The organism is Streptomyces sp. adm13(2018) (assembly GCF_008042145.1).
Lineage (GTDB): Bacteria > Actinomycetota > Actinomycetes > Streptomycetales > Streptomycetaceae > Streptomyces.
This window is the reverse complement of the sequence record NZ_RDBH01000090.1, coordinates 5,059-16,231: the sequence shown is the minus strand read 5'-3', so window position 1 is coordinate 16,231 and position 11,173 is coordinate 5,059. Positions and strand designations below refer to the sequence as shown.

Annotated in this window: 8 protein-coding genes and 2 pseudogenes; 6 read left to right on the top strand and 4 right to left on the bottom strand. The window is 75.5% G+C overall.

Annotated features, from left to right (window positions below; genetic code table 11):
• Positions 1-130: 130 nt before the first annotated feature.
• From EAO70_RS08245 to EAO70_RS08230, 4 genes and pseudogenes are all read right to left on the bottom strand, one after another.
• Positions 131-928 (bottom strand): annotated as a pseudogene (locus EAO70_RS08245) (adenylate/guanylate cyclase domain-containing protein); the annotation flags it as partial.
• A gap of 82 nt (positions 929-1,010) precedes the next feature.
• Positions 1,011-1,229, bottom strand: coding sequence for an aroma-sacti cluster domain-containing protein (locus EAO70_RS08240; protein ID WP_148002353.1), 219 nt, complete (start codon positions 1,227-1,229; stop codon positions 1,011-1,013).
• Positions 1,226-2,014 carry an iron-containing redox enzyme family protein gene (locus tag EAO70_RS08235; protein WP_222723451.1) on the bottom strand — a complete coding sequence of 263 codons (789 nt, stop codon included), beginning with the start codon at positions 2,012-2,014 and terminating at the stop codon, positions 1,226-1,228. Before EAO70_RS08235 ends, EAO70_RS08240 begins: the two co-directional genes overlap by 4 nt.
• Positions 2,011-3,162 (bottom strand): radical SAM protein, encoded by a 1,152-nt coding sequence (locus tag EAO70_RS08230; RefSeq protein ID WP_148002352.1) that lies wholly within the window; start codon positions 3,160-3,162, stop codon positions 2,011-2,013. Before EAO70_RS08230 ends, EAO70_RS08235 begins: the two co-directional genes overlap by 4 nt.
• A gap of 615 nt (positions 3,163-3,777) precedes the next feature.
• Between EAO70_RS08230 and EAO70_RS08225 the strand changes: the two genes are divergently transcribed.
• The 6 genes and pseudogenes from EAO70_RS08225 to EAO70_RS08200 all read left to right on the top strand — a co-directional run.
• On the top strand, positions 3,778-4,980 hold the full coding sequence (locus EAO70_RS08225) for a glycosyltransferase (protein ID WP_148002351.1): 1,203 nt from the start codon (positions 3,778-3,780) through the stop codon (positions 4,978-4,980).
• Positions 4,952-5,962, top strand: a complete 1,011-nt coding sequence (locus EAO70_RS08220) for a DUF6895 family protein (protein WP_261992750.1) — start codon at positions 4,952-4,954, stop codon at positions 5,960-5,962. Before EAO70_RS08225 ends, EAO70_RS08220 begins: the two co-directional genes overlap by 29 nt.
• Positions 5,959-7,197, top strand: coding sequence for a radical SAM protein (locus EAO70_RS08215; RefSeq protein WP_261992749.1), 1,239 nt, complete (start codon positions 5,959-5,961; stop codon positions 7,195-7,197). The genes EAO70_RS08220 and EAO70_RS08215 overlap by 4 nt, the downstream gene beginning before the upstream one ends.
• Before the next feature lie 2 nt (positions 7,198-7,199).
• Positions 7,200-8,132 (top strand): DUF6895 family protein, encoded by a 933-nt coding sequence (locus EAO70_RS08210; protein WP_148002350.1) that lies wholly within the window; start codon positions 7,200-7,202, stop codon positions 8,130-8,132.
• Entirely contained in the window at positions 8,129-9,652 is a 1,524-nt protein-coding gene (locus tag EAO70_RS08205) for an MFS transporter (RefSeq protein ID WP_148002349.1), read from the top strand. Before EAO70_RS08210 ends, EAO70_RS08205 begins: the two co-directional genes overlap by 4 nt.
• Positions 9,649-11,173 (top strand): annotated as a pseudogene (locus EAO70_RS08200) (hypothetical protein); the annotation flags it as partial. The gene EAO70_RS08205 and the pseudogene EAO70_RS08200, both read left to right, overlap by 4 nt.

Genomic DNA, 11,173 nt, shown 5'->3' with positions numbered 1-11,173 from the left:
CGGCGTCCCTCGCCCTGCGGACCAAGCTCGCCCCCACCGCGCCCGTCCTCAGGGCCGCCACCGCGGCCCTGTGGCGACCGGACGGCCTGCGCCCGCGGTACGTGCGCTATCTGGCCGCCATGCATCCGCTCGTACGCGCCTCTCCGACCACCACGAGGCGGTCGACGCTCCTCCTGCTCGCCACCCGGCCCAGCACCTGTGCCATCAGGGCCAGTTCGGGCTCGCGCCCGACGAAGCCGACGTCGAAGCGGCGCAGGGCCTCGGGGCCGTCCTCGTCGTCCAGGGCGAGGAGACGGTGGGCGGCCACCCGGTCGCTCTTGCCCTTGAGGAGCAGCGGGCCGGTCTCCGCCGTGCGGATGCCGGGTCCGACGGCCGCCAGGGTGTCGGGGCCGATGAGGATCTCCCCGGCCGCCGCGTTCTGCTCCAGGCGCGCGGCGACGTTCACCACCTCGCCGGAGACCATCGCCTGCCGCTGGGTGGCCGAACCCGTGACGGCCTGCCCGGTGTTGATGCCGACGCGCATGTCGAGCCGTACGCCCACGGCCTCTTCCAGGCGCGCGTTGAACCCGGTGAGGGACTCCCGCATGGCCAGGGCCGCGGAGGCCGCCCTCCGTGCGTCGTCCTCGCGGACCGTGGGCACGCCGAACACCGCCATCACCGCGTCCCCGATGAACTTCTCGACCGTGCCGCCCTGTTCCTCGATCCGCAGCCGCATCAGGTCGAACCAGCGGAGCGTGACCGATCGCAGGGTCTCCGCGTCGAGGGCCCCCGAGAGCGCGGTGGAGCCGACCAGGTCGCAGAAGAGGACGGTGACGACCTTGCGGCCGGTGGGCCGGGCGGTGACCGGTCCGGGAGCGCACGGGCTGCCGCAGGACGGGCAGAACCGGGCTCCGGGCGGCAGGGCGCTCCGGCACGAGGCGCAGGTCATGGGTTCCTCCGGGGGACGGGGCTCGGCGGGTTCGGCGGTGCGGTGGGGTGCAGCCCGGGGAGCGGGCGGCCGGGCACCGGTGTCAGAACAGGGCGCCGCCCGCCACGTCCGCGTGGGCCTGCACCTCGGGGGCCGCGGCGTCCAGACGTCCCCTGATGTCGACGAGCAGGGCGAGTTCCTCCGGTGTCAGCGCCCTGATCACGTCCTGCTGCTCGTCGCTCAGGGCGTGCACGTCGAAGCCCGCGGCCTCCAGCGCCTCCAGGGTGGGCTCGGTGCCGTGCGGGGTGGCGTCGTGGGTCATCGGTGGCCTCCGGGGTGCTCGGCGAGGGAGAGGAACAGGCGGGTGAGCAGGTTCGCGGTGTGCAGGGCGCTGACGGCGACGGCGGTCTGCCGGGCCGGGGCGGGCGCGAGCGCGTCGAGCACCCGGTACAGGTCGTCGAGGTGCCCGCCGTCGAGTGCGGCGTGCTCCCGGAGGGTGCGGAACGCGGCGTCGGGCAGTCCGGTGGCCCCGGCGAGGTGGTCGGCGAGCCGGGGGCCGGGGGCGTGGCCCTCCAGGACCGCGACGTAGCCGAGGAGGGCGACGGGGTGCTCGTGCTCGATCCGGTAGTACTGCGCCCCGGCGAGTTCCACGGCGATCGGGTGCGGGACGGCGGCCGGGCCCGCGCCGGCGGCGGCCAGGTCGTCGAGCAGCCAGGCGTCGTGGTCGCGTTCCTCCTCGGCGTGGCGGAGGAAGTACGCGGCCAGGAGCCGCGCGGCCGGGTCGTCGGGGCACTCGGCGCACCGTTCGGCGGCACGCAGGAGGAGCGGCACCGAGGCGCGTACGAGCGGATGCATGGCGGCCAGATAGCGCACGTACCGCGGGCGCAGGCCGTCCGGTCGCCACAGGGCCGCGGYSGCGGCCCTGAGGACGGGCGCGGTGGGGGCGAGCTTGGTCCGCAGGGCGAGGGACGCCGGTACGGGGGTGGTGCCGGTCGCCGAGGTGGCGGAACGGGGGGTGGCTTCTGCGGTGACACCGGCGGCGGTCGCGTCGGGGGTGACGGTGTCCGGGCCGGGAGTGGCGAGGGCGGCGGTGGCGAGGGCGTTCATCGGGGGCTTCTCTCCTCTGCGGTGGGCGGCGCTTCGGTGAGCGGGGCCGCGTCCACGGGCGCGGGCTCCTCTCCGGACGGGGTCTCGACCAGGTGCGCGTAGCGCGCGCAGCCCATGCGCCGTACGAGTGCGGCGGGGCCCGCCGCACGCTGCTCCTGGGTGGTGAGCCGGTCGAGGAGTTCGCCGACCCGGCCGCCGGCGTCGCGGGCCGCGCCCGCCAGGACGGCGGGCCGGTCGGCGAGGGCGTGGCAGCTGCGGCAGTAGCCGTCCGGGGCCGGCGCGGTCTCGTAGCGGGCGTGCAGCCGCCGCGGGCCGACCGCGCGCAGCATCCGGAGGACCGGGGAGCCGAGGGAGCGTGCGCGGACGGTCGGCCAGTCGTCCTCGGCGATGTGTCCGAGGCGCAGGTGCGGGGGGACCGGGCGCCGGTCGACGGTCCACTGGTTGCAGCAGGCGGCCACCGTCCCGTCGAAGGCGACCACCGGCCAGGCCGCGAGGGTGCAGGGGGCCGCCAGGCCGTCGTCGGGGCCGCGCGGGGTCGGCCGGACGAGGCCGGCGGCGCGGCCGAGCGGCCGCACCTCGTTGACCAGCAGGGGCATCGAGGAGCCGAAGGTGCGGCGCACGTCGGCGACGACCTCCGCCAGGTACGGGTCCCCGCCGTCGGCTCCGGTGCCGCCGCCGGTGAGGTGGATGCTGGCGGGGACCCCGGCGTCGAGGACGGCGCGGAGGGCCCGCAGGACGTCGGCGCGGGGGACCTCGCGCTCGTGGTGGACGTCCAGGCTCGCCGAGAAGTGGTCGAGGACGGTGATCGTCCGCATGATCCGTGCGGGGATCCGGCCCCCGCGGGCGAAGAACATGCCGCTGAGCAGCGCCACCCGGGATCCCTTGGCTTGGGCGAGGCCGGCCGCGCGGGCGGCCAGTCCGGGCAGCAGCAGCGGTTCCCCACCGGTCAGCATGACGACCTCGGGACGGTCGTCGTCTTCGAACGAACCGATGAAGTCGAGGAGTTGCCGTCGGTCCGGTTCCTCGGAGGCCGTCATGGCGGAGTTCGTGGAGCAGTGGGCGCAGCTCAGGGGGCAGCGGCGGGTGAGCGCGACCATGAGACCGCCGCAGGGCACCGGCCGCAGGCCGATGAGCTCCGCCAGGTCCATGTCCGCCTCCTCTTCCGTGGGTGCGCACCGGACCGGTGCGCGGGCACGTGCTCCGGGCCCGCCGGCGGCCGGCGTACGGCCCGTGGGACCGCCGCACTCGTGGCGCGCGCGGAACCTGCCCGGATCGTGGCCCCGGGCGGCAGGCTTCCGGTTCACGAACGCCTGGCGATCGGTTAAGTCCCAGGCCGGGCGGGCGCGGACCGGCCCCGGACGGGCTCCGGACGTCCGGGTGCGGGGGCTCGGGCGCGGTCGGCGGGGCCGTACCGGGCCCGCGTCGTCGGCGTTTACCGGCGTCGAACCGCCGACCAGGCGTTCCCATACCCGCCGTTCGTACGTTTTTCCCAGCCGGCGCAGCGACGCCGCCAAACGAGGAGGACGAACATGCCCGAGAACACGAACCCGAAGCCGGTCGAGGACGAGGACATCGAGGTCGTGGCGCACGGGGAGGCCGAGGAGGACGAGGCCGGCTGCATCATCAACAACTCCAGCGACATCTCCTGACGCGACTCGTCTCGTCCTGAGTACCTCGCGGGCCACCCGGTCCCGGCGGATCACGCCGGGGACCGGGGGGCCCGCGGCCACTCGCCCGCCCGATCCCGAGGGAGCGCGCACGTCGTGAACATCCTGCTCTGCCCGCTCAGCGACGGCGGCTACCTCTACCCGGCGCTCGCGGCCGGCCGCGAGCTGCGCGGCCGCGGCCATGACGTCGGCGTGCTCGCCAGATCCTCCGCCGGGCCCCTCGTGGCCGAGGCGGGACTGCCCTGCGCGACGGCCGAGGACTTCGGCGGCCACCGGGCGTTCTCCGCCACCTGGTGGGGCCGTACCGGCGCCGCCCAGTACCGGGCGGTCCTGCGCGCGGCCCGCGCCGTACGGGCCGACGCCCTCGTGACCTCGGTGCTGTGCAACGGCGCCCTGCTCGCCGCCGAGACCCTGGACATCCCGGTGGTCGTGGTCGGGCTCTCCGTCCATCTGTGGGACTACCGGAGCGGCGGCGACGGGGAGCCGTCCCTCGGCAGGACCCGGGAGAGCCGGACCCGGGACAGCCGGGAGCTCCACGCCGCCGTGCGGGAGGAGACCGGCCTGTCCGGACGGTCCTCCCGCTGGGGGGACGATCCGCTCCCCGGTGACGCGCTGCTGCTCCGCGGCACTCCGGAACTGGAGTACCCGGGGGCCGAACTGCCCGACCGGGTCCACCACGTGGGGCCGCTGTCCTGGGAGCCGGCGCCCGGACCCGGCGAACGGGAGGCCGTCGAGGAGCACCTGGCGCGGACCGGCGACCGGCCCGTCGTCTACGTGCACCTCGGCCGCTTCTTCGGCGGCCGGACCCTGTGGCCGCGGCTCAACGAGGCCTTCACCGGCGGCCCGTTCCGGGCGGTGGTCGAGCAGGGACGGTCGACCGACCCCGCGCCCGCTCCGGACGCCGACATCCTGCTCGTACGGAAGCCGTGGATGGGGCCGCTCGTTGACGCGGCCGACCTGGTGCTGGCCAACGGCACGTCGGCGCCGGTCCTGTCGGCCCTCCTGCGGGGCCGCCCTCTCGTGCTCTCGCCCAACGGCTCCGAACAGCCGCTGCTCACCGGCGCCTGCGTACGGGCCGGCGTGGCCGTGCGCGACCCGAAGACCCCGTCCGCGGACCTGTCGGCGCTGCTGGAGGCGGCGGCGCGCGACGAAGGACTGCGGACCCGAGCCCGAGCGCTCGGCGACAGGCTGGCCGCGGCGGACGGCGCGGCCCGCGCGGCCGACATCGTCGAGCGGGTGGCTCAGGCATCCGCGATCCCGAAGGAGAACCATGAGTACGCGATCAGTCGGCCTCGATGAGGCCGTGGCGAGTCTGTCCATGGGTGCGCGGCACTGGATAGCGCGGCACGCGGGGTACCTGGACTCCCCCGCCGGCCACGCGGAGCTGCCGGTGACCCCGCGCGTCAAGGCGCTCCTGCAGCTCGCGCTGCTCCGCCGCTACTGGCACGAGTCCGCGCCGGACGAGACCGCCCTGCACGAGACCACCGCGATCGTCGAACGGGCCTTCCAGCGGCCGGACTTCCCGCGGCTACTCACCCTCGACGCCCGGTACGCCCGGCAGTTCGAGCTGATGTACGCGGCGCTCGTCCCCGCCGGGACCGCCACCGACGCCCCGCGCGCCGTCCTGGCCCGGCTGGCGCGGGACGGCTACCTCGCACCGGGGCGGAAGGCCCCGTACCTGCACCTGGAGGCCCGGTTCCACGCCGATCTCGCGGGCGCGGAGCACACGTTCGCCTCCTACGCGGAGCTGTACGCGGCCAGCCTGACGGCCCGGGCCGGCACCCTTCCCGTGGCCGACCTGGACGCCTGTGTGGTCACCCACACCGTCTTCTACCTCACCGACTTCGGCCTGCGGGACGCGGGCCTCGGCGACGAGGCCCGCGAGCAGGCCCTCCACGTCGTGGAGCGGCTCACCCACCACTGCCTGGGCCTCGGCGAGTGGGACCTCGTCGGCAAGCTCGTCCTCGCGCAGTACTGCCTCGGCTCGGACCCCCTCGGTACGCCCTCGGGGGCGGCCGGCATCCGCATGCTCGCCGAGGTGCAGGCGCCGGACGGGGCGATCCCCGGGAAGTCCGTCGTCCGGCGCGCCCCGGCGGACGCGACGCCCGTGCAGTACTTCCGGAAGTCGTACCAGGCGACCCTCGTCACCGCGCTCACGACCCTGATCGTCGGGAGCGGCAGGCCCGCCGACGCCCTCCGCCGCCCGGCGGGCGACGACGCGGGAGGTCCGGCAGGCGCGGGCGCCACGACGGCGACGGCGGTACGGGAGGTGACGCGGTGAGCATCGACCAGTCGACGGCCCCGGCGCGGGCGGCGGACCCCGCCCCCGCGGCCTGCACCGACCTCGCCGCCTCCGGAGCGCGCCTCCTGCGGGGCGACCGCACCTGGTGGTTCCTCGGCCCGGGCGGTGTCGCCCGGCTCGCCGACCGGCACGTCACCGCCGACGGCGGCCTGCGCCCCGAGGCCGAGCAACGGCTTCGCGCGAGCGGATTGTTCACCCCGGTCGCGGTCCGCTCCTACGCCCTGACCGTCCTCACCAGCACCCACTGCAACCTCGGCTGCGGCTACTGCTTCCAGAACACCTCCCAGGACCTGATGGGCGGGAGCCGGCCGCCCCGGATCGCCCGGACCCGGCTCACCTCGGAGACGATCACCTCGATCCTGGGGTTCACCGGGCAGCGGATGGCCGAGGCAGGTCTGGAGAAGCTCCGGATCCTGCTCTTCGGCGGCGAGCCCCTGCTCAACCCGCGCGGCTGCCTCGAACTCCTGGAGCGGGCCGCGGACCTCGCCCCCACCTCGGCCTGGATGATCTCCAACGCCACGCTCCTCACCCCGTCCCTGGCCCGCCGGCTCCACGACCGCGGCCTGACCTCCGTCCAGGTCACCTTCGACGGCGACCGCGACGACCACGACCGGATCAGGGTCGGCCGGGCGGACGGCAGCGGCACCTTCGACAAGATCGTCCGCAACATCGTGAAGGCCTCCGAGGCCACCCCGCTGCGCTGGACCCTGCGGGTCAACGTCTCCCAGGAGACCTTCCACGGCGTCGACGCGCTGATCGACCGGCTGGGCGCCGCGCTCGACCCGGCGCGCTGCACGCTGTACTTCGCCCGGATCGGCGACGTCGGCGTGGGCTACGCGAACAGCCTCCTGCACAACGGCGAACTCTCCGCGGCCTTCACCCGCTGGCAGCGCAGGGCCCTCGAACTCGGCTTCGCCGTGAACCGCCCCGGCGGCCGGAAGACCTGCGTCACCTGCGGCCACGCCGACGGACGCTACGGCGCGGTGGTGAGCGCGGACGGGACCCTGGCCAGCTGCTGGGAGACCGCCGGCAAACCCGACTGGGAGGTCGGCACGGTCACCGACGGCTACCGGCCCGGCGAGGAGACCCGCGACCGGTGGATCGCCTGCCAGGACCTCTACAGCTACGACGAGGACGCCCGTACCCTCGCCCGGTTCCGCGACACGGTCGACACGGCCCTGCTGGACCACCTGCACGAGACGGGGCGCCTGTAGCCATGCCGCCCTCAGTACTGGAGCAGCTCTCCGCCGGCGCGCTGGACTGGCTGGTCGGGAACCTCGACCACTTCGACCCGTTCCCGGCCACCGTCCCGTCGGCGCACCACGCGAGGGCCAAGGCGGCGCTGGAACTGGGCCTGCTCTGCCACCGCGCGGCGCGGCCCGACGGCGTCCCGGACCCGCTGGCCCCGGCGACCGCGCTCGTCCGCAAGCTCTGGCAGGACCCGGACTTCCCCCGGCTGTTCGAGGACAGCCCGGCGTACGCCTCCACGTACCGGCTGGTCTACGCCGCGCTCGCCCCCGACGGCATCGACACCACCCCCTGCCGGCAGGCGCTCGCGGAGCTCGACCCCGCCTTCCTCCTGCCGGAGGGGAAGTCGCCGTACCTGCGCGTCGAAGTCCGGTACTACGCCGACATGGCCGGGGTCCGGCACGGCATCGAGCCGTACGCCGCACTGCTCCCGCGCAGCCCGCTCCTCGCCTTCCGGGCCGCCGCGCCCCCGTCCCCCGGGGTCCCGGCGGCGCCGCTCACCGTCCCGCAGGCGTACGCCCTCACGCACACCGCCTTCTACCTCGGCGACTTCGGCCGCGCCGACCCCGGGCTCTCCGGCACCGACCTCGCCCACGCCCGCTCCCTGACGCACGCGATGCTGCGCCACTGCGTCGCCGAGGACCTCTGGGACCTGGCGGCCGAACTCGTCCTCACCCAGTTCGTCCTCGGGGAGGACCCCCTGCGCACCCCCGCCGGAACCGCGGCCGTGGAGTCCCTCGCGCGCGCCCAGCGACCCGACGGGGCGCTGCCCGGGAGATCGGCCGCGCTCGCGGCGGCGCCGGGCGCCCCGGCGGGCGAGTTCTTCCGGAGCGCGTACCACACGACCCTGGTGACGGCCCTCATGGCGTCCATCGTCACGTCGCCCAGGAGGCTCCCATGACGCCGCGCCTCACCCTGATCAACCGCGACTACACGCGCCTCTGGTTCGGCCAGGCCGTCTCCTCCGTCGGCGACGCCGTCTTCAGCACCACGCTGGTCCTGTGGGTGGCGACGGTCCTCGCGAAGGACGAGGAGTGGGCGCCGCTCGCGGTCAGCGGCGTGCTCATGGCGTCCAGCGTCGCCGTCCTCGGCATCGGCCCGCTCGCGGGCGTGTTCGTCGACCGCTGGGACAAGCTGGCCACGCTCCTGCGCACCGAGGTGGTGCGCGGGGCGCTCGTGGTGGTCCTGACCCTCGTCTCCCTGCTGCCGACCGACGCGCTCCCGGTGGGCGTGTGGCTCGGCCTCGTCTACGTGACGGTGCTCCTGCTGCACGCCTCCGGCCAGTTCTTCTCGCCGGCGCGCTTCGCGATCCTCGCGGACCTGGTGAAGGGGGACGCCGACCGCGCCCGCGCCGCCGGAATCGGGCAGGCCACCGGCGAGACCGCCTGGATCATCGGCCCGCCGATCGCCGCGCCGCTGCTGTTCGCCGCGGGCATCCAGTGGGCGCTCCTCTTCAACGCGGTGTCGTACGCCGTGTCGTACGTCGCGATCCGGTCCATCGAGGTACCCGCCCCGGCCGTCGCACCGGACCGCGCGAGCCCCGCGACCGGGTCCGCCGCGACCGGCACGGCGCCGGTGCGGCGCCGGCCCAGTCTGCGCGGCGAGTTCGCCGACGGCGTGCGCTTCTTCGCCCGCAGCCGGTTCCTGGTCGTGCTCCTCCTGCTCGCGGTCATCGGGCAGTTCGGGCTCGGGGCGCTCAGCACCCTGAACGTCTTCTTCACCACCGACAACCTGAACGCCGACGCCCATCTCTACGGGTACATCGGCATGGCGATGGGCATCGGCGGCATCACAGGCGCGCTGAGCGGGGGCCGGGTCGTGCAGTGGCTCGGGGCCCGCCGGAGCACCTGGATCAGCCTGCTGGTGAGCGGCGTGCTGCTGATCGCCTACTCCCGGCAGACCACCTTCCTGGGCGGCATCGCGCTGCTGTTCGTCTTCACGGTCCCGCTGACCGTCCTCAACACCGCGATGGCACCGCTGCTGCTCGCGGCGGCGCCCCCGGACCTCCGGGGGCGGGTCATGGCCGTGTTCTACCCGGTGACGAAGCTGGCGTCGATGCTGGCCGCCGTCCTGGCCGGCTGGCTGGCCGGTTCGGTGCTGACGGACGTCGCGGGCTCGGTCGCCGGGGTCCGGTTCGGCCCCATCGACACGATCTTCGCGGTGTCCGGGCTGGTCGTCGTCCTGTCGGGCGTCTTCGCCTGGCTCGCGCTGCCGGGGACGGGGTCGGCAGAGAAGGACGCCGGGGAGTCCCCCGGCGGCGGCGCGGGAGAGGCGCCGGTCACCGCCGGGGAGGCGAAGGACGCGGCGGACACCGCGGACACGGCACCGGACGGGGTCGGCGCGCTCACGGTCGACGCCACGGCCGCGGCCGGTCCGCGCGGCCACCGTCCGCACGACGACGAGCGAGGGAGACCGGAGTGACCACCGACGCCCGACCGACACGGCACCCGTACCCGCAGGCGGAGCGGCAGGACGTCGTCGAGGAGCTCCACGGGGTGCGTGTCCCCGACCCGTACCGGTGGCTGGAGGAGGCCGACACCGCCGCGACGCGCCGCTGGAGCGCCGAGCAGGATGCCCTGTACGCGGTGGAACGGGCGGCCTGGCCCGGACGTGAGCGGTGGGAGGCGGAGGTGGCCGCGCTCGGCGCCGGCGTCCGGRTCCGGACGCCCGAGGTCCGCGGCGGCAGGGTCTTCTGGCTGCGGCAGGAGGCGGGCCAGGAGCATCCGGTGCTCATGGTGGCCGAGACGGCGGCGGGGGCGGACGGGACGGGGGCGGAGCCCGGTGCGCCCGAAGGTCCCGGCTCGGTGACCGCCCTTCCCCCGGCCTCCGCCGGGCGGGTGCTGCTCGATCCCGGCGCCCTCGACCCGACCGGCCGTACCGTGCTCGACGCCTGGGAGCCCTCTGCGGAGGGCGACCTGCTGGCCTATCAGGTGTCCCGGGACGGCACGGAGGACTCCCTGCTGCGGGTGATCGACGTGGCCACCGGGGAGGTCGTGGACGGGCCGCTGGACCGGGTGCGGAAGTCGTCGGTCGGCTGGCTGCCCGGCGGCCGCGCGTTCTACTACGTACGGCGGCTCGACCCCCGGCTGCACCCCGGCGAGGAGCGCTACCACCGCCGGGTCTGCCTGCACCGGCTCGGCACGTCCCCGGAGGCGGACGCCGTGGTCTTCGGCGAGGGACGGGACCGCACCGAGTTCTACAGCGTCTCCGTGACGGCGGACGGGCGCTGGCTCGGCATCACCGCCACCCTCGGCACCGGTCGGGGGACCGACGTCCACCTGGCCGACCTGTCCGCCGCGCCGCCCGACCGGCCGCTGCTCCGGCCCGTCCAGGAGGGCAGGGGGGCCGCCACCCGGCTGCACGCCGTGCCCGGGGCCGGGCCTACGGACCGGATGTGGCTCCGGACCGACCGCGGCGCGGAACGCGGCCGGGTCGTCGCGTGCCGGCCGGACGCGCTCGAACGCGGCCCTGACGCCTGGGAGGAGGTCGTCGCCGAGCGCCCGGACGCGGTGCTGACCCATCTGGCGGTGCTCTCCGGTCCCGCCCTCGGGAACCCGCTGGGTCTCGCCGCCTGGACCCGCGACACCGTGGCCGAGGTGACCCTGCACGACCTGGCCGAGGGCCGGCTGCTCGCCACCGTGCCGCTCCCCGGCACCGGCGCCGTCGGAGACTTCTCGACCTCGCCGGGCGGCCACGAGGCGTGGTTCGCGTACACGGACTTCGTCACCCCGGTACGGATCCTCCACTTCGACGCGCGGACGCGCCGCCTGACCCGCTGGGACCGGGAGGACCGGGACGACCGGGACGACCGGGAGGACCGGGACGGTGCCGGGGACGGCGGGGTCGGCGGGTCGGCCTCGGCCAGGTCGTGCAGGGTCACCTCGGCCACGGTGTCGCGGGTCCAGGCGGCGAGACCCAGCGGGTTCCCGAGGGCGGGACCGG

Coding starts and splice junctions, on each gene's coding strand:
- EAO70_RS08210 (WP_148002350.1), top strand. CDS start 7,200: ATGCCGCCCTCAGTACTGGAGCAGCTCTCCGCCGGCGCGCTGGACTGG.
- EAO70_RS08230 (WP_148002352.1), bottom strand. CDS start 3,162: ATGGACCTGGCGGAGCTCATCGGCCTGCGGCCGGTGCCCTGCGGCGGT.
- EAO70_RS08240 (WP_148002353.1), bottom strand. CDS start 1,229: ATGACCCACGACGCCACCCCGCACGGCACCGAGCCCACCCTGGAGGCG.
- EAO70_RS08220 (WP_261992750.1), top strand. CDS start 4,952: ATGAGTACGCGATCAGTCGGCCTCGATGAGGCCGTGGCGAGTCTGTCC.
- EAO70_RS08205 (WP_148002349.1), top strand. CDS start 8,129: ATGACGCCGCGCCTCACCCTGATCAACCGCGACTACACGCGCCTCTGG.